Here is an 18,286-nt window from a genome sequence, read left to right on the forward strand (position 1 = left end):
CTCACCACGCTTGGCCACGGTGTTTGAGCTCGAGCCTTTGCGTGAACGCTTGCAGCACGCGCCGATAGAGTTCGTCGCCCAGCACCGCGTCTTCGATGCCCGCATCGAGGTTGGGGTTGTCGTTCACTTCGATGACCAGGACCCGATCACCCGCCTGCTTGAGGTCGACGCCGTAGAGGCCGTCGCCGATCAGCCGCGCCGTCTGCACGGCGAGCTGCACGACTGCGGGCGGGGCTTGCTCGACGGGCACCGCCTCGCACATCCCGTTGATCTCGCCGGGCAGCGCTTTATGGTTGTAAATCTGCCAATGCCCTTTGGACATGAAGTACCTGCAGGCATACAGCGCCTCGCCATTGAGCACGCCGACGCGCCAGTCGTATTCGGTGTAGCAATACTCCTGCGCCAGCAACAGCACCGAGTGTTCGAATAACTCCTGCGCGGCAGTAGCCAGCGCTTGTGCATCGGCGACCTTGATCACACCCCGTGAAAAACAGCCATCGGGGATTTTCAATACCAAGGGAAAACCGAGGCGACGCCCTGCGTTTTCGAGCTCCTGCGGACGATCCTTGTAGAGGATTTCCGTTGCCGGCATGCCCAGCCCGCGACGCTTGAGCAGGTCGGCCAGATAAACCTTGTTGGTGCAGCGCAGGATCGACGACGGATCGTCAATCACCACGAGGCCTTCGCTTTCGGCCTTCTTGGCGAACCGATAGGTGTGATCGTCCACTCGCGTTGTTTCGCGGATGAACAGCGCGTCGAATTCGGCGAGACGTGCGTAGTCCTTTTTCTCGATCAGCTCGACATCGATACCCAGCTGTTCGCCCGCAGCGATGAAACGCTGCAATGCCTCGGAGTTAGACGGCGGCAGGGCTTCGTCAGGATCATGCAGGATGGCCAAGTCATAGCGGGCCACACGTTTGGAGGCTGGCTGACGCCACGTCCTGCGATTGAACGCATCCAGCGCATCAGCGAAAACATGCTGCTGTTCATCGCGAAGTTTGTGCAGTGCACCGGCCTTGATGCCTGCGATCTGCCAGCTCTCACCGCGGCGAAACTCCACCAGCAGGATAGGGCAGGGGAACGCCTCGAACAGCTGACGACCGATCTCTTGCAGCGGCTCGATCGAGGCCTTGCCGAAGTACAGCGACAGCGTGAACGCCTCGGTTTCGCCGTATGGATGGTTGGCCAGCGCCCGCTCCAGGGTGCGTTGCAAATCATTCAGCCCGACCCCGTACAGCGCTTTGCGCGCCAGCTCGCTAACGGTGCGCACCGAGGGAAAAACCTTGTGCCCGCGCGCTTCGGCGAGCAATGAGCAGTAATAGCCCTGACCGAGGTATTTGTAATTGCGGCAGAGGTTGATGACCTGGGTGCGATGAGGAAAATCATCGCTGTGTTCAAGGTAATCCTGAGCGAGCATCAGGCTCTCGCTGGGCAGGTAATCAGCCCAGTCATCCTTGCGTTCGACCAGTATGAGCAATCGACTTCCCGAGGGTTTGAGACTGGGAGGTTCCTCGCTGAGGGAGATTGTCGAATGCTCGGTTTTGTCTAATACTTCGTTCACGTTGGCTTGCACCGCTGACATGAGTAATGAATCCCTGTTGAAGAAGACGCCACTTCAATAAATCACGGGCCTTTCGGTCTGTCCCGGTTCGTTACTCAAACTTTACGGTGCGGTCATGTCTTTTGATTTTCGCTTTGCATCCATGGACGATATCGACGATCTGGTCGAATTGGAGCGGGTGTGTTTTACCTTCGACCGGTTGAATCAGCGCAACTTCAGCTGGATGCTCAGCCGAGCCAATGCCGCGCTGATTGTCGTTACTTCGGGCGCAATCCTCTGCGGTTATGCACTGGTGCTTTTTCACCGTGGCACCTCACTTGGACGCCTGTATTCGATTGCCGTCAGCCCTGCGTGGCGCGGACATGAGCTTGGCCAGCGTCTGCTGGAACAGGCCCAGGCCTGTGCATTGGCGCGCAACTGTGCATGGCTGCGGTTGGAGGTGCGCGCTGACAATAGCGCTGCCATCCGCCTCTACGAAGCCAACGGCTACCAGCGCTTTGCCAGCGTCGAGGACTACTACGAGGACCACTGCGAGGCGTTGCGCTACGAAAAACGTATCCTGCGCGAAACACCAGCGCCCGCGCGCCAAGTGCCGTATTACCAGCAGACCACCGAGTTCACCTGCGGCGCCGCGTGTCTGCTGATGGCCATGTCTGCCATCGATTCGAGCCGTGGCATGACCCGAGCGGAGGAAATCCAGCTGTGGCGCGAGGCAACCACCATTTTCATGACGGCGGGGCACGGTGGCTGTAGTCCTAAGGGTCTGGCATTGGCGGCTTGGCGGCGCGGTTTCGATGTGCGCCTGGAAGTCAGTCACAAGGGCTCGCTTTTTCTTCACGGCGTACGCAGTACGGAGAAGAAGTCGATCATGAAACTGGTCGAGGACGGGTTTGCCCAAGACCTGGCGGCCACGCAAGTTGAGCAGGTGCTGGGGAATTATCTGGAGATCGGCGCTGCGTTGGCGGCCGGATACAAACCGCTGGTGCTGATCAGCAGCTATCGATTCACCCGCTTGAAAGCGCCGCATTGGGTCATCATCACCGGGTGTGACGAGGACTTCGTTTACTTGCACGATCCTGATGTCGATCACAGCAAACTCAAGCGCGGCCTGGACTGCCAGCACTTGCCGGTCAGTCACCAGGAGTTTCTGCGCATGACGGTGTTTGGCGTCCAGCGAGTTCGCGCAGCCGTGATGCTGCGCTCCCGTTGAGCAACGGTGGCTAGGCGCCGAGCACTTCATCGCCGAGACAGTAGCGATCCCTGCCTTGCTGCTTCGCTGCATAAAGCAGCTTGTCAGCCGACTCGATGAGAGTGGCGGGGGTCACTTCATGTTCGGCCGGCTTGCCCACCGCAATACCTGCACTGGCAGTGACGTGACCCTGCGGATGGGCTCTGTGTTCCAGCCGCAAGGAGCGAATGGCCTCAAGAATCTCCTCAGCCACAAGCGCCGCCCCGCGAATACCCGTGTTGGGCAGCAGCACGGAAAACTCCTCGCCGCCATAGCGCACGGCGAGATCACCCGGCCGTTTTACCGCTTGCGCGATCGCTTGGCCGACGGCGCTCAGGCAATCATCACCTGCCGCGTGCCCATAGCTGTCGTTGTAGAGTTTGAAGTGATCAACGTCGATCATGATCAATGAAATCGACGACCCCTGTCGTCTGGCCAGGCGTATTTCGTCAACCAAGGCAGTGTCCAGTCGCCGACGATTGGCCAGCCCGGTCAGGCTGTCGGTCAAAGCCATGTCTTTCATGGCCTGGTGTGCCTTGCGCAGATCCTTTTCCATCACCATCCGTTGGCGCAGTTGCCTCAACACAATCAATCCGAAGACTGTGAACGCAGTAATCACCGACATCAGCACGAAGCCGGTTTTGATCAGGTCCCAGCGCCACGGCGCGATGATCGATTCGCGGGAAAGGCCGGTTTCCACCACCAGCGGATAGGTGCTCAAAGCTCTGTAGCCATACAGACGCTGGGTGCCGTCGACGACGGCTCTGACCTCGGCGATGCCTTGATTGGAATAGGGCAGGTAGTTCTTGAAAACCTCACTGTCGGCGAGGCTCTGACCGATTACCGAGGCGATGAAGGGACGACGTACAAGAATCGTTCCGTTGCGCAACGCCAGTACCAGCGCACCCTTGTCGTCGATCTTGAAATCGCCGTAATAGTCGACGAAATAACTGACCTTGATCGTCCCCAGCAGCACGCCGGCGAAGGAGCCGTCCGGGTTGTTCAAGCGGCGGGAAATCGGGATGATCAGGTCGTCGGTGGATTTGCTCTTGACGACATCACCGATACGCACATTTCGATCGGTGTTGGCGCGGTGATATTGGAAGTAGTCGCGGTCGGCGTTGTTCGCAGGGTCCGGGATCATTTCCTTGTCGGTGACGATCCATTTGCCGTCCGGGCCGTAGATAAACAGCCCATGCAACTGCGGCATCAATTTGGCCTGCTGTACCAGCAAGTTGTGGATGCGCGGTACGTCGATGTTCTGCAAGCCGTCACCTTCGACGCGCTCGCCCAGGGCGGCGGTCAGTACATCGACCTGGCGGATGGCGTCTTCGGCGTGTTGCGCAGTTGCCCGCGCGAGGTTGGTGACCGAATCACGCGCCGACGAGAAGGCTGCATGATAGTCACGCCAGGTTCGCCATCCCTCCACGCCGAGAAACGCCAGAATGACCGTCAGCATGAAGATGACTGTCAGGCGGAAAGCGGCGATCTCGCTGGCAGCTTTGATGGGAGCGGTTTCTGCGGCGTCATGCCCCTTGGTTTTGGGCATCTTACGACCGAGCATTTGAAGGTCCTTATGCTTGTCATCTCTCGCATCTCTGAAAGATGACCATCCATTTCCACTGGGGATTCAATTTATTGCCCCGGTCAGGCGGCGGTCATTGGATCGTTCAAAGCCGTGCCGGGTCAACATCTGTAACTGCAGCGCGCCTTGAGGTGAGACTTGTGAGTGAAATCATCACCGCCCGAGACTTGAACATCGACCTGCAAAACGCCAGCGAACCCGGCCTGTTCAAATGGCTGCTGGCCAGTTTTCTGATGGGCAAAAGAATTCAGGGCGCCATCGCCGCCAAGGCGTATCAAGTCATAGTAGAGCAGCATCACAAAGACACCCCGCAAAAGCTTGCGCAGTGTACGCACCGTCAACTGGTGTCGATGCTGGGGCAGGCACGTTACGTGCGCTATGACGAGAGCACGGCGTCGCGATTACTCGCTTTGGCCAACAAGCTCAACAGCGAGTACGCCGGTAAGGTCACTAATATCGTGGCGGCGAGCGCGGATCGTAAGGCGCTGGAGAAGCGCCTGTCCGAGTTCGAGGGGATAGGGCCGATGACCGTTGAGATCTTCATGAGGGAAGCGGCTGGTGTGTTGTTTTGAATGTGCAGCAGCAACACAGGCTCACATAGCAATAAATTGTCCCGCCAGCTCGCTCATCATGATCAGCGTTCCGCCGGCGAATATCGCGCAGCCCAGCAGAAACTGGAGGCCGGGTGCGATGATCGGCCTTGAGGACCAACCGGGATTTTTAAGCGTTCTCATGTCGCGCTCCTCTTACCGATGAAAACGTTCGTCGATTGAACGGTTGCGCGCCGCCAATGCGCGCCTGGCAACTACTGGCATCGTGGGCAAGGCGTCGTCGACGGCTGAATGTTCGTCCGCTGGCGGGACGGCAGTCTCCTCAGCGAAATTATTCGGCAGCAGGGTACCCAGGCCAAAAACATTCACCGCCATGCTGACTTTCAATCCTCGGCAGGCCTGTTTGCAGTCCAGCTCAAAACCGGCGTATGCGTGCTCCATCAAACGTTGAAAATGTTCAGAGGTCAGTGCCAGGACTTTGCTGCTTTTCATGTTGTTCACCTTGAGCGAGTGGCGACCCCGGTCCGGGGCCGCCGGACTGGGTTCAGACATCTTTGCCTTGCACATAACCGGAGCCCAGATCAGCACCGGTCACCGGTTCGCTGAGTGGGTCGGAGGCCGTGCGGATCTTCATCGCCTCAAGCACTTGTTGGTCTTCGGCCGGAAGGCTGACGGTCGCCAGACCATCGCCGCCGTCGACCGCAGGCTCTGGGTTTTCCACGTACTCCCACGCACCGCCCTCGTTCCACGGCCCACGAACGTTGGGCTCGCCAGACATGTTGAAGTACTTATTGGTGAACTCCGGCATCCCCGGAAGTTTGCCCTGCGGGAAGTTCGGCTGGATCGAGTGCAGAGCTTTTTCGAACGACTGTTGATGGGCGATTTCCCGCGTCATCAAGAAGCCCAGCGCCTCTTTCACGCCCGGATCGTCGGTGATGTTGATCAAGCGTTCGTAGAGGATTTTTGCCCGTGCTTCGGCGGCAATGTTGGAGCGGAAGTCGGCGGTAGGCTCGGTGATCGAGTCAACGTAAGCCGCCGTCCACGGCACCCCGGCCGAATTGACCAGCGGCGCGCCGGCACCATAGAGCAGGCTGGTGATGTGCGAGTCATTGCCGGCGCCATTCAACGCGCGGTACAGCTCGCCTTCCTCTTGCACGCCCTCGGCAAGTTGACCCTTGGCACCCCTGTTGAGCATGACGATGATCGAGCCGACCACCTCCAGGTGACTCAACTCTTCGGTGGCGATGTCCAGCAGAAGGTCTTTTCGCCCCGGATCTTCTTCAGCCAAGGCTTGGGTGAAATAGCGCGCTGCCGCCGCCAGCTCGCCATTGGCGCCGCCGAACTGTTCCAACAGCAGATTGGCCAGACCCGGGTTGGGCTCGGCCACGCGAACGGTGTACTGAAGTCGCTTGTTATGTATGAACATTCAAATTTTCCTCAGACCAGGCTATCGCGCTTTTGCCCTGATGGGCGTTAGCGCATGCATAGTTTGTGAGGAGGGCGCGCAGCGGAAATTTCGTTTTTTGCAGAGTGGCAGGACGGGCGGCAGAGGGCGGAAAGTTCCGAAAACAGGACGGCTGGCTTAACCCCGTTCTACGACCATTGTGGGAGCGAGCCTGCTCGCGAATGCGGAGCGTCAGTCACCGATTTGGCGGCTGACCCGGCGTCTTCGCGAGCAGGCTCGCTCCCACATGGGTTCGTTTTGCAATCAAGCGATTTTAAGCGCCTTGAGCACAGGCAGCGTTTGTTGGGCGAACACCTGCGCCTGTGTGGTCAGTGCGGCGATATTGGCTTCTGCCGTGAGCAGTGGTTGGCCATTGTCGACCAGCACTTCACCTTGTTCGCTGATCACACCCCAGGCCAGTTGCGCCCACTCGGCCGGGTGCTGTTTGCCTTGCTTGATCGAGATCAGGAACAGCTGCTGGAAGCGGCAGATCGTCACGCCACCACCGGTGACCGGGCTGGCCAGGGTCTGGATATTGGCGCCGTACAGCGAACGTTTGCACAGTTGCAGATTGAGCGCGGCGCAGCGACCGCTGACCTGCGACTCGGCGGCCTCGCTCTGGCACGGAGCGACCGCGCCCATACCGATCAGCACGGCCAGGGCTTGTTCGAGGTCGTCGTAAGCCATCGCAGTCTCGGAGAGCAATTGGCGCATGGATTTGGCCGCATAGTTCTGCGCCGCCAAGGCATCGAACACCGGGCCGTAGATTTCCGCTTGCAAGGTCGCTTCGCCGGCAGGGCCGGTGACCGAGCCCGCGACGGTTTCCCAGGGTTGCAGCAACGCGAAACGGCTGTGCAGCATCCTCGCCCGGCGTTCGGCAGCGGACAGGCGCGTCGCGCCACGCACGTACAGGTCGCGGCGGAAGTGCTGGTTGACGAAGTAGTCCCGCGCTTGCTCACGCATGATCGGGTGTTCGATGGTTTCCAGAAAGTCCATGCCTTCGGCGCTCAGGTTGAGCGGGTCGACCGAATCCAGCGGCACTGCCGTGGTGGCGTAGTCGAGTTTGGCCGGGGCCAGCGCATCGACCATGTCGGAGAAGTACATGCAGTTCCAGTCGCGATTGAAATATTCGTGGGCGACGTAGTGACGATCCTGGCCCTTGATGCTCTGCAGCCGCGCGCCGAGGCTCGGCGCCGCAGCGGCATACTTCGGATTGGCCGCGAGCAGCGCTTCGGAAAACTGCAGCGCTGCGTCAATACGCCCATCGGAGCGCGCCGAGGCATTGGCAAAGCGATCGTGCAGACTGAACAGGTTGCGCAGCGGCGCCGACGGCGACCATCCGGGGAAGCAGTTGTAGCTGACGTAGAGCATGCCGCCCGGTTTCAGGTGACGGCGGGCGAATTCGACGATCAGCTTCTGATTGTCACGGCTGACCCAGGTCCAGATACCGTGCAGGCTGATGCTGTCGAACTGCGGCAAATCATTGCGCGCCAGCAGCTGTTCGAAACTGTCGTCATACAGACGCGCGCCATTGTTGGCGGCGTTGGCGAGGTCGACGGCATGGGCGGCCATACCCGGATGGAAATCCGTGCCGACAAACGAGCCCGGGTTGGCGGTGGCGTGGATGTTGATCGACACGCCCTGACCGAAGCCCAGTTCGCAGTGCACGCCATCGCTGCTGTCCAGCGTGGCGAAACCGCGCAACAACAGGCAGTAACGCAGGAACACCGGATTGATCTCCCGGCTATAGCTGTAGGTGTAGCCTTCGTCGGTGAAATAACCTTCGTTCCAGGCGTTGCTCATGGGTACAGCCTCTTGTTATCGGGAGTGATGGCAGTCTTATAAGGGGTAGTCATTGCGTGCGACAAATTGAAAAAACGGATACTTCCCCAAGCCCTGTGGCAGCGAGCCTGCTCGCGAAAGCTTTTTTTCAGTTTGAATATAATCGGCTGACACAGCGCTTTCATGAGCCGGATCGCTCCCACAAGGATCCTCACCAATTTCGAGATTTGTGGACCAATCACGCACCCCACGGCCCATTCGCGCAGGCATTTTGTCGCGCCCTGAAACTGTCATATTCCTTCCCGCTCGCCTGCCCATAGTGACCAGCCCAACGCTGATTTCATGAGGCTGCACTGTGTTCCAACGTCTTCTGTGTTCGCTGTCCGTTCTGAGTCTGTCCATTGCCGCTGCCCACGGGGCCGAGCCTGTCACCCTCGACACGCCGCGCTTGTTCGGCATCGACAACTTTCGCGACATTGCCGGCACCACCACCGCGTACTCCACCGCCCACGACGGCGTTATGCGCAGCGGCGTGTTCTACCGCTCCAACGCATTGACGCCGTCGGTGGCGGACCTGGCGACACTCAATGGCCTCGGCATCAAAGCGATCTACGACTTGCGCACCCCGAGCGAAATCGCCGCCACGCCCGACACCATGATCAGCGGCGCGGCCTATCGCAATATCGACATTATCGGCAGCACCACGTCCGGTTCGAACATCACCAACATCTCGTTCCGCAGCGCCGCCGAGGCCGTGGCGATGATGGAAGAGACCAACCGCGCTTTCGTCAGCGATGCCGGCATGCGCGGGCAATTCGGCCAGTTGTTCAATGAGCTGGCCAGTGTCGACGCCGCGCAGTTGTTCCACTGCACCGCCGGCAAGGACCGCACCGGCTGGACCGCCGCCGTGTTGCAGAGCATCGCTGGCGTCGATGAGGCGACGATCATGGCCAATTATCTGGCGACCAACGACTACACCGCCGCCCGTGTCGCCGCTACCTTGAAAGCCTTGCCGCCGAGCATGGCCGCTGTCTACGAGCCGCTGCTCGGGGTCCAGGCCAGTTACTTGCAGGCCGGTCTCGACCAGGTCGCCGCCGAGTACGGCAGCATGGACAACTACCTCAAGCAGGGCCTCGGTCTGTCCCAGGAAACCATTTACGTGCTGCGCGGCAAGCTGGTCGAGTACAACAGCTTGCCGGGGCAGGCCAGGCTGATCGGCAATGCCGCCGCTGGTGCCGAATTGCTGCGGCAGTTGCAGAACTCCGAGCTGTCCGGCACCTACAGTGCCTACAACTATTACCTGCAATCGGCGATCGACGCCGGCAGCCTGGGCGGTGTCGAATCGCAGGTCGGCGGGCAGGTTCACGCCGATGCGGCCAGCTACCTGCTGCGGCAGAACGCGATGATCGAACAAGCCGCTGCAGCGTTCGCCAGCGGTAGCGATTTGAAGGTCGGCCAATACCGCCTCTGGAGCACCGCGCTCGCCAGCTACGTCGGCACCGACGGCTCAGCCCACGCCGACAGCAGCAACGAGCACAGCCAAGGCCTGATGCTCGGCATCACCCAGCGCTTCAACGAACAACTCAGCGCACGCGGCGGCTTTGGCTACAGCAAGGGCAGCGTGGGCGGCGCGGGAGGCGAGGCCGATACTGACTTCACCTTCCTCAACCTCGGTGCGCGTTACGGCCTCACCAGCCTTGAGCGCGGCATGTTTGTCGATGCCAACGCCAGCGCCGGATACGTCGACTACGACAGCAAACGCGAGCTTGGCGGTGGTCTCGGCACTGCCAAGGGCGACACTCACGGCAATCTCACTGGCGCGACCGTGGCGTTGGGTTATCGCCTGCCGCTCAGCAGCGTGATTGTCGAACCGAGCCTGGGCTTTCGCGTCAGTCAGCTCGACTTGCAAGGTTTCAAAGAGAAGGGCAGTGAACTGGCGCTCGACGTCGATGGCATCGAGCGGACCCGCCGTAGCGCAGTGGCCAATCTCGACGTGTCATTCGCCCCTGTGGTGTTGGGTGCGTGGCAGTTGGTCCCGGGCGTTCGCGTGGGCTATGAACGTGCGCTCGGCGATCAGCAAGTCGACAGCGAAGGCCACCTGCTGGGGCTGGATATCGAGCAGCGCGCGGCGTTCGACAACCGCGATCAGTTCAGCGGCGGCGTCAACTTGACGGCCAACCTCGGCGCCCTGAGTGTGGGCGCTGAGGTCGGGGCCAGCGGTGGCGGTGACAGCCATGGTTTTAATGGCGGACTGAAAGCCAGTTACGCGTTTTGAACACAGCGAGCCCGGCAGGTTGCCGGGCTCTTCAGTTCAAGCATGCTGCGCACGCGACGGTTGCTGCGTGCGGGCCGGCTGCGTGGTGGGTTCGGGCAGCGAGGCGACATGCACGGTGCGCGCCGGAAAGGCGAACGTCGCGTCCAGTTCGGCCACCGCTTCCATGATTGCCAGATTGATGCGTTGCTGCACGTCCATGTAGACGTTGTAGCTGGCGTCCAGCACGATGTACACCGTTTCGAATTCCAGCGCACTTTCACCAAAACTGCGGAAATGGCAGCGGTCGAAGCGCGCCTGTTTTTCGTTCTTGATGATGCTTTCAACGCGTTGAGTGATCTGGCGGATCTGTTCGCTGGTGCACTCGTAAGTCAGACGAAATTCGAACACCACTCGACGCTCCTGCAAGCGTTTGTAGTTCTGAATGGTGCTGCCGATCATGTCGGCGTTGGCCATGACAATCTGCTCACCGCCAAGACTGCGGATGCGCGTGGTCTTCAGGCCGACGTGCTCGACCGTACCGGCCAGCGTGCCGACCACGATGAAGTCGCCCACCTCAAACGGCTTGTCGACGGCAATCGACAGCGAGGCGAACACGTCGCCGAGAATGTTCTGCACCGCCAGCGCCACCGCGATACCGCCGACACCCAGGCTGGCGACGAACGCAGTGATGTTGACGCCCAGGTTCGACAGCATCGCCAGCAGAATAACCGCCCACAGCAACACCTTGACGCCCCACAGGCTCAGGGTCGCCAGGGCGCTCGCCTGAAAAGTGCCGGTGGCGTTATGCCGCGAGAAATACCGATGCAGCCCCAGCGCCAGCGCGCAGTTGGTCCACAGGCCGACCTGCAACGCCGCCACTACGAACCATAAACTGCTGACCCGCCCGAGCCAGCGCTCCGGCAAATCCAGCAAACCAATGCCGACCAGAATCGACGCCAACAGCAGCAACGTGGTACTGGTCGCCGCCAGCACTTCGCTGGCCATGTAGGTCAGATGCCCATTGCCGGCGCTGGCCCGCGCCTGCACCTTGCGGAAAACGAAACGGATCGCCGTGGTGGTCAGCAGATAACTGAGCGTCGCGGCGAGAAACGCCAGTACCCAGTTCGCCAGTGATATTCCTAAAATCGTGTGTGTCGTGAAAAAGCCGATGAAATCCTCGGTCATGGAAACCCCCTTGCGAAGCCTGCACCGACAAGCGCAGAAACGCACCGCCGGTCGCAGCCAGGTAAACGCCGCCTGAATCGGCTGTGCCGTCAAACGACCTGTCTGGGTTAGTCGCCCTGAGATTCCTGCTGTTCAATCAAATGCAGCATTCGCCAGACCGAATGGTCAACGCCTGGCCTTCAACTCCGCTGGGCTTACGCCGTAAGCACTCTGAAAATACTGACAAAAGCGCCCGACATTGCTGAAGCCGAAACGCAACGCCACCTCCGTCACAGAGGCTGCATGCCCGCGCACCAACGCCTCATAGGCGCGCTGCAAACGCACCTGCCGCTGATACGCCACGATCGACATTCCGACAAAGCGCCGAAAACCTTCCTGCAACGCGCGCTGGCTGACATGGCTCAACCGCGCCAGATCCACGCCACTGACCAACTGTTGCGGATGCGCCTGAATAAACTCCATCGCCACCTTCACATGTCGCGGCGCCACACACGGCGCAGGCCCCCGTAATGCCTGGGTGAAGTTGTGCGGCCACGCCTCCAGCACCGCATCGATCAACATCTCGCGCAACCGTGACGGCATCAGCGTGCCGCTGTTGATCAAGGCATCGAACTCAGTGCCCGTGGCCAGATCGATCAACGCCTTGAGGCCCTGAAATGCCGGGGTATTCAGATCCACGCTTGGCTCGAACACGATCTTCTGCACGACCGGTTTCTCCAGCAGCGCCGACAACCGCTCGGTGAGTTGTTGACGGTTGATTGAAATCCCGTGGTGCGCGTGATCATCAACAAAGCGCATCGAACGGATATCCGCCTTGTCGATTGCCAGACCGATGTGCGCCATGCCAATGGATTCAGTGACGTGATTGAAAACGATCTTGCCGGCGGTGGGGATGACGAAGGTGATTTCGTTCTGCGGATCGGGGAGGGTGACGCTGAAGTCGCCGTGGTAATGCATACGCCGGAAACTCACCCCGTCGTGCCGCCCGTAGACACCGCCGATGATGATGTTGGAGGGCGGCGGCGGAGTATCGGCGTAGCGGTTGCCGAAGAGCCTGGAAAACAGCGCGCCGAAGTCGCAAGAGGTGAGGTTGTCGGAGCGCAGGATGATCTTTTGGCGGGGTGGGGAGTTGACGGTGATGGGCGGCATTTTGGAATGCGGGCTCTTGGGGCGACGGAAGGGATGAAGATTAGGAAATTGGCGTGACTTTCTGGTGACAAGGCTTTGGAGCATCGTCGGCGCGGCCTGGGAATCCTCCGGTGAGCATCGCAAAAAATTACCCATTCGGAGCCATCACTACATGGTCAAGTTAAATGGTGTGCGAGTTCGAAACATTGAATAGCGGCGACGCTACCAAACTAATTAGGACTGTGTCCGAATGCTTTACAGTTTGGTGAGATATAGCTGGGAGTGCTATTGGCTTTATCGTGATCGAATATATTGTCGATGTTTTCCTTATCTATTATCAGCTCGACACTTTAATTGCATTCCCATAAGCGAAAGGGTGATAGTTATGAAAAATCTTATTTTTTGTGCGGTTGCCATTCTATTTGTGATTGGCTGCGCTTCGTCCGGTAATCAAGCTGCACTCGACGCCCATGCGGACGCACCGGCGACCGCAAAGCAGCTAACGGGCAGCGAAATAAAAACTACGGTCATAGGCCGAAAACATTCCAGCGTAACGTCCACTGGCTATCCTTTTTCTCAAGTATTAAGCGCTGACGGAACTGCACAAATTAAGATATCAAGCGAGTCCATGCAGTCGGGGAGCTGGGTTGTCACAGAAGATGTGATCTGCATTACCTATCAAAAGTACGGCAAGGAATGCAGCAGGGTTTTGAGTGATGGGTCTGCAATTTGGTTTGTTGATAATGTGACGAATAAAACCCATAACAAGTTTATTGCCAATTGAAGAAGAGATCATTTAGGCGATTTGTTCTCCTGGACATCGGACGATGCTCAACGGCAAGGGTTCGGTTGGCGTCGTTACGGACGCTACGAGCGCACGGACGATCAACTGCAACGCGCGGTTGGCATCCTTTTAGTACCGGTGAACGCTTCGCCGCTGCAGACGTTTATGTTGGCTCCCACATTGGCTGGGGGTTAGGCTTGCAAACCTTGCCGCCCAGGCCTGCGTTTCTCGCCTATGCCCAGAAGTTGACCACCCGCGACGCCTGCAAACGTGCGGTGGCGAAGGATGAAGCGCTGTCGGGGGGCCAGATGACTGATGTGCCTGCCATGATTTTTCGGAAAACTCAGGGAATTTGATAATGCCGCTCAACCGACTCGACTTCACCACACGTTTGCTGATTGACGCGGGCATCGGCAAAGGAATGCGGATCCTCGACGTAGGCTGCGGTTCGGGTGATGTTTCTTTGCTGCTGTGTGATCTAGTGGAAAACGGGGAAATCATCGGAGTCGATCACGACGCCGCTGCCATTGCCGTTGCACGCCAGCGCACCGCAGGACATGCGCTGACCTTTCTCGAGGGAGACCTGCAGGAATTGCCAGACTCTGTCGGCACTTTTGACGCCATCGTCGGCAGGCGCGTTCTGATGTATCAGAAGGATGCGGTGGCGACGATCCGAGCGCTGTCGAAGTGTCTGCGTCCCGGCGGGATCATGGTCTTCCAGGAACACGATACGACGCTGGCGCCTGCCAGCGTCGAGCATTTCCCTTTGCATGAAAGAGCGCAACGCTGGTTACAGCAAATGCTTGCTCGCGAAGGAGCGGATTTGCACATCGGGTTTAACCTGCACGGCATTTTCACCCAGGCAGGCTTGACCGTTGAAAGCGTGCGCGCTGAGTGCCTGATACAAACGCCTGATACGCCCTACAGCCTTGGCGCCATCATTCGAGCATGCTTGCCGCGAATCATTGCGTTAGGTGTGGCCAGTGCAGAAGAGGTAGAAATTGAAACGTTGCAGGCGCGTCTGGATCAAGAGCGTTCAGCCTCTTCGGGCATCTACGTCGGCGATGTGATGTTTGGGAGTTGGGCTCGGAAAAATTGACTTCGGTCTTTTTTATCTGACACGAAGGGTGGCAGCCGGCCAAAAGCGGATCGCCCAAAAGACGCCCTCGGGGCAAAAAGGTCTTATCAGTGAAAATCCAGGCGAGAGTACATGGCACTTTGTAAAGGCGATCTCATAAAGCTGATCAGCGCCGATCAATCAAAAGTAATTTATACAGATTGGATAAACTCTCGAGGCCCGACACCGGGAGATATCGCTTTAGTTGAAGAGGTTTTTAGCTCAGAGGGTGGGCAGAACGTTCTGCTTCTGTGCGAGGGTCGCCCCGGATTTCTAGAGTGGCGAACGTGTTTTCATGAGGCAGGTGTGATCTATGAACTCCTTCCTGTCCCCACTTCAGCCCCGTCGCGTCCCTCATAAAATGAAGTTGACTGGTTTTCCTTCTGCGTAGCAGCATCACTGTAATCTCTGATTCGCTCATCGCATTTATCGAGGCTCTGGGTTCGGATTTTGCCAGTCAACCCTTGCTTGATAAAGCGACGCCATTGAAGCGCGATGAGGCTGGCTTTTCGCAGTGGGTAAACGGTTCTGTTGATACATTTCTTGAAGCAGCAGCTGCCTGGGCAACCGCTAGTGCTCGGAGTTCTCCGAGCTCTTCAAAAACAAATATATGGCAGCGGCGTGCATCCATTCTGTTAGCTGGCAAATTCTATGAGTGAACCATGAGAGCCGACTCTGCGAACCTGCGGGAGCTCACCATGTGTACAAGCTCTTTTTGTAGATTTGCCCTTCAGCGAGCATGAAACCTGGCGATAACCTGTCGGGCGACTCGGCCCCGAGCGTTGTCCTCCCAGTCATGAACGGATTCAAAATTGCGCAAGTTCTCGATTGCTCTATGCCTCAGCCTCTTGGCCTTTCTTCTTGTTACCTTCGTGATCGCACTATGGCGAAGCCCTTATGGCCTCCCTGTCTTGATCGCCTCAGCTTATGAGGAGGGTCTGATAGTCAGCCGCAACCCTGGCAAAGCCGCAGACTGGTACTTGAGCGCTGCCGAAAAAGGCGACCCTGTGGCGCAGTACAAGCTCGGCATCATTCAATACTACGGTCGAGGCGTCGAAGTTGATCGACCAAAAGGTATGCAGTGGATAACGGAGTCGGCCAATCAGGGAGACGCGGACGCACAATATTACATGGGGGTTGCAAGCATCGCGGGCGGAGATGTGGCCAGTGATTTTGTCCAAGGTGCACAATGGTTCATCAAGGCAGCAGAACAAGGTCATACCAAGGCTCAACGACAACTCGCTATCTTTTATCACAAAGGTTACGGCGTTGAGGCTAACGACCAACAGGCCTTCAAATGGGCTAGCAAGGCGGGTGCCCAAGGAGATGCCGAGGCTCTTACGCTATTAGGCACGCTCTATATTTCCGGTCAAGGAGTTCCAGCCGACCCTCAACACGCCGTGACATTGTTCAGCCAAGCGGCCAATGCTGGCGATAGCCTTGCATTTGAATTATTGGGAGCGGTCACTTTAGAAGGCACCGGTACCTCGAAAGACGTACCCACCGCATTGCGTTGGTATGCCCGTGCCGCCGATCAGGGCCGGGTCAACGCCCAGTATGTCCTCGGTTATCTCTACAGCAGTGGCGGTGATGTACCCGTGAACTATCCACTTGCCAATCACTGGCTGTTGCAGGCAGCCATTCAAGGAAACGCTATGGCGCAGATTGCCCTCGCCGTTCATCTGGATAATGGGCAGGGCGTCCAGCGTAACAAGCTCAAGGCTTGCGGATTGTTGCGCGTGGCGCTCAAACAAGCGCTGCCGAATGATATTGCAGGCCCCATGCGCGAGCAGCTTGAGAAGGAAGAGAAAACACTTTCGCCGCAGCAATTGGCTGAGATATCGGCTCTGGAAAACCTCTATTCAAGCCCGGCGGGTCTCAGTGCACTACAAGGTGATCTGACACGCGAACAGTAAGCTGCAATGGTGTCCCGCCTGATATCGCGTTTTCATTTACCATTCGCACGTCGCCTGTTCCGGCGGCGTTCAGCCCAACGGCTGCATTACGAAATTGAAATGGAAGGATTCCCGCGTCATGTCCAATACGTTGTTCCGCACACTGACTTTGTCCAGTCTGTTCGTGCTCGCCAGCTGCACCACTGCGACGCCAACCGCACCGACACCTGTCACTTCCAAAGCCATTGAAGCTTTTATCGACATTTGTCTGAAGACCGCCCCGTCGTTCGCCGGCTCGGCTGAAGCAGCCAAGATGAATGGCATCACCGACCTTGTGGACATGGGCTTCACACGCATCGGCTTCACCGCAGACAAAAATCTTTCCGTGCAACTTTCCGAAAAGGAGTGCGTCGTCGCCACTGATAGTCAGTCGGACGACAGCCTGACCCGGCAATTGGTGAGTGCAGCGCAAACTTATTCGCAAACGCCGGTTGCTGATCGCGTGCCGACGAAGGTGCGTATCCAGGACCACAACTTCATTCTTCAGCATGACCGCAAGGGCGGTGAGACGTATGTACTGTTGAGGAATAAGTGATCAGCGCTTTTACCTGTGCATGAAAAAGCCCGCTTTGCGGGTTTTTTTATGGAGGATTTGCTGAGTGGTACGGCCCCGCGCGATAGCGATTCAGTTCCGCAGGAACATTTCGTTTTAATCGTAGGCAAACTGGTCAACTAACCCCAGGCGAGAAACACGTGTGTGGGGCCGCAACAAAGCACCAGGAGCGACCACGGCGTTTGCGCCAATCTTGCAGCCGTCACCCACCAATGCTCCGAACTTGCTGACGCCTGTGTCGATCACCTGATCTTCATGGCGGATCCTGATATCGGCCCCGTCCAGTTCGTTCCGGTAATTGGCGATGATCGCGCCGGCTTCAATATTGACCGCTTCGCCGATCAATGAGTGGCCGACGAAGTTGAAGTGGGCAAGCTTGCTGCCATCGAGCATGAAGGTACTTTTCAGCTCACAGCTGGGGCCAACAATGCAGTTTCTGCCGAGATACACACCACCACGAAGATAAGCGCCCGCTGCTACAAAACAGCCCTCGCCGATGATGATCGCGCCTTTCAGAACAGCGCCTTGCTCGATGACGGCGGTTTCATGAACTGCGATATTGCCTTCACGCCGGTATCCGGAACCGAGCGTTTCGAACAATGCGAGGATCCGGTTCTCGCAATCCTGGGTCACCGCCCAAGGGGCAGTCGAGCCCGAGCCCAGCAAAGGCCAGCTGGCGATGTAATCATCGATTATCAGTGTTTTCATAAGAATTTTCCGTACAACAGAAGTTGGTATGCGATCTCCTGCACCATCATGGGCGCGGTCAAACTGTCGTCGGTTGGAACGACCCACTGTGCCTGCTAGTCGTACCTGTCTACGAGCATTCTTCAGGTACGGCGCAATGGATAAGACAATCACCGTGGATCAACTGGCAACCACTGATCTTGGATCAATCAACGAGATATGGCTCGGCGGGACCCATACCCAGTTATGCCTCTGGCGTGCTGAACAGGTCTTCACCCACGAAATGCTTAGCGAGGGGACACATGATCAAAATGTTCGACGCCTGTGCTTGCAATTGGTGGATCCCGACGATCGTGCCGCAGTTGCCCGTGTTGAGGCGGTAGCGCGTGAACGACTCGAAGAAATGGGTAAGCAGGGCGAGTTTTACCCGGCCGAGGAGGCGGACACTCGTCAATAGCCGCTCCGCATCTGA

18 protein-coding genes are annotated in these 18,286 nt (G+C 58.1%); 9 read left to right on the forward strand and 9 right to left on the reverse strand.

Translation table 11 applies throughout. The annotated features are described in order from the left end of the window. Nucleotide 1 precedes the first annotated feature (1 nt). Nucleotides 2-1,582, reverse strand: coding sequence for a RimK family protein (locus AB4N53_RS04650; protein WP_122506991.1), 1,581 nt, complete (start codon nt 1,580-1,582; stop codon nt 2-4). Nucleotides 1,583-1,676: 94 nt separating this feature from the next. Here AB4N53_RS04650 and AB4N53_RS04655 point away from each other — a divergent pair, with 94 nt between their 5' ends. Further along, a complete protein-coding gene (locus AB4N53_RS04655; protein ID WP_460118576.1) occupies nt 1,677-2,771 on the forward strand; it encodes a GNAT family N-acetyltransferase/peptidase C39 family protein in 1,095 nt (364 codons plus the stop codon). A gap of 10 nt (nt 2,772-2,781) precedes the next feature. Here the strand turns inward: AB4N53_RS04655 and AB4N53_RS04660 are convergent, their stop codons facing one another. Next, nucleotides 2,782-4,353: a sensor domain-containing diguanylate cyclase gene (locus AB4N53_RS04660; protein WP_460118578.1), complete on the reverse strand. Its 1,572-nt coding sequence runs from the start codon at nt 4,351-4,353 to the stop codon at nt 2,782-2,784. 161 nt (nt 4,354-4,514) lie between these two features. On the opposite strand from AB4N53_RS04660, the gene AB4N53_RS04665 reads away from it, so the two are divergent. Further along, entirely contained in the window at nt 4,515-4,946 is a 432-nt protein-coding gene (locus tag AB4N53_RS04665; protein ID WP_460118580.1) for a DNA methylase, read from the forward strand. A 21-nt stretch (nt 4,947-4,967) separates the two neighbouring features. On the opposite strand, the gene AB4N53_RS04670 is transcribed toward AB4N53_RS04665, so the two are convergent. The 4 genes from AB4N53_RS04670 to AB4N53_RS04685 form a co-directional block, all read right to left on the reverse strand. Then, a complete protein-coding gene (locus AB4N53_RS04670; protein ID WP_460118582.1) occupies nt 4,968-5,108 on the reverse strand; it encodes a hypothetical protein in 141 nt (46 codons plus the stop codon). A gap of 12 nt (nt 5,109-5,120) precedes the next feature. Next, entirely contained in the window at nt 5,121-5,417 is a 297-nt protein-coding gene (locus AB4N53_RS04675; protein ID WP_460118584.1) for a hypothetical protein, read from the reverse strand. 52 nt (nt 5,418-5,469) lie between these two features. Next, the gene (locus tag AB4N53_RS04680) at nt 5,470-6,351 is read right to left on the reverse strand and encodes a manganese catalase family protein (protein WP_460118586.1); all 882 of its coding nucleotides are present in this window, start codon (nt 6,349-6,351) and stop codon (nt 5,470-5,472) included. Nucleotides 6,352-6,633: 282 nt separating this feature from the next. Then, complete coding sequence (locus tag AB4N53_RS04685) at nt 6,634-8,172, reverse strand: methyltransferase regulatory domain-containing protein (protein WP_460118588.1); 1,539 nt, start codon at nt 8,170-8,172, stop codon at nt 6,634-6,636. Nucleotides 8,173-8,506: 334 nt separating this feature from the next. On the opposite strand from AB4N53_RS04685, the gene AB4N53_RS04690 reads away from it, so the two are divergent. After that, entirely contained in the window at nt 8,507-10,426 is a 1,920-nt protein-coding gene (locus AB4N53_RS04690) for a tyrosine-protein phosphatase (protein WP_460118590.1), read from the forward strand. A 36-nt stretch (nt 10,427-10,462) separates the two neighbouring features. Here AB4N53_RS04690 and AB4N53_RS04695 read toward each other — a convergent pair whose 3' ends face one another. Continuing rightward, on the reverse strand, nt 10,463-11,590 hold the full coding sequence (locus AB4N53_RS04695; protein WP_460118591.1) for a mechanosensitive ion channel family protein: 1,128 nt from the start codon (nt 11,588-11,590) through the stop codon (nt 10,463-10,465). A gap of 165 nt (nt 11,591-11,755) precedes the next feature. Then, nucleotides 11,756-12,739, reverse strand: coding sequence for an AraC family transcriptional regulator (locus AB4N53_RS04700; RefSeq protein WP_460125314.1), 984 nt, complete (start codon nt 12,737-12,739; stop codon nt 11,756-11,758). Between the two features lie 364 nt (nt 12,740-13,103). Here AB4N53_RS04700 and AB4N53_RS04705 point away from each other — a divergent pair, with 364 nt between their 5' ends. The 5 genes from AB4N53_RS04705 to AB4N53_RS04725 all read left to right on the forward strand — a co-directional run bounded on the left by AB4N53_RS04705 (nt 13,104) and on the right by AB4N53_RS04725 (nt 17,109). Next, nucleotides 13,104-13,502 carry a hypothetical protein gene (locus AB4N53_RS04705; RefSeq protein ID WP_460118593.1) on the forward strand — a complete coding sequence of 133 codons (399 nt, stop codon included), beginning with the start codon at nt 13,104-13,106 and terminating at the stop codon, nt 13,500-13,502. Between the two features lie 358 nt (nt 13,503-13,860). After that, the gene (locus tag AB4N53_RS04710) at nt 13,861-14,601 is read left to right on the forward strand and encodes a methyltransferase domain-containing protein (RefSeq protein ID WP_460118595.1); all 741 of its coding nucleotides are present in this window, start codon (nt 13,861-13,863) and stop codon (nt 14,599-14,601) included. A 482-nt stretch (nt 14,602-15,083) separates the two neighbouring features. Then, complete coding sequence (locus tag AB4N53_RS04715; protein WP_460145096.1) at nt 15,084-15,278, forward strand: hypothetical protein; 195 nt, start codon at nt 15,084-15,086, stop codon at nt 15,276-15,278. Nucleotides 15,279-15,431: 153 nt separating this feature from the next. Continuing rightward, the gene (locus AB4N53_RS04720; protein ID WP_460118597.1) at nt 15,432-16,535 is read left to right on the forward strand and encodes a tetratricopeptide repeat protein; all 1,104 of its coding nucleotides are present in this window, start codon (nt 15,432-15,434) and stop codon (nt 16,533-16,535) included. 118 nt (nt 16,536-16,653) lie between these two features. Next, a complete protein-coding gene (locus AB4N53_RS04725) occupies nt 16,654-17,109 on the forward strand; it encodes a hypothetical protein (RefSeq protein ID WP_460118599.1) in 456 nt (151 codons plus the stop codon). A 114-nt stretch (nt 17,110-17,223) separates the two neighbouring features. Here AB4N53_RS04725 and AB4N53_RS04730 read toward each other — a convergent pair whose 3' ends face one another. Next, nucleotides 17,224-17,835, reverse strand: coding sequence for an LbetaH domain-containing protein (locus tag AB4N53_RS04730; RefSeq protein WP_460118601.1), 612 nt, complete (start codon nt 17,833-17,835; stop codon nt 17,224-17,226). A gap of 136 nt (nt 17,836-17,971) precedes the next feature. Here AB4N53_RS04730 and AB4N53_RS04735 point away from each other — a divergent pair, with 136 nt between their 5' ends. After that, entirely contained in the window at nt 17,972-18,271 is a 300-nt protein-coding gene (locus AB4N53_RS04735) for a hypothetical protein (RefSeq protein ID WP_460118603.1), read from the forward strand. Nucleotides 18,272-18,286 lie beyond the last annotated feature (15 nt).

The organism is Pseudomonas sp. H3_E04, assembly GCF_054668915.1.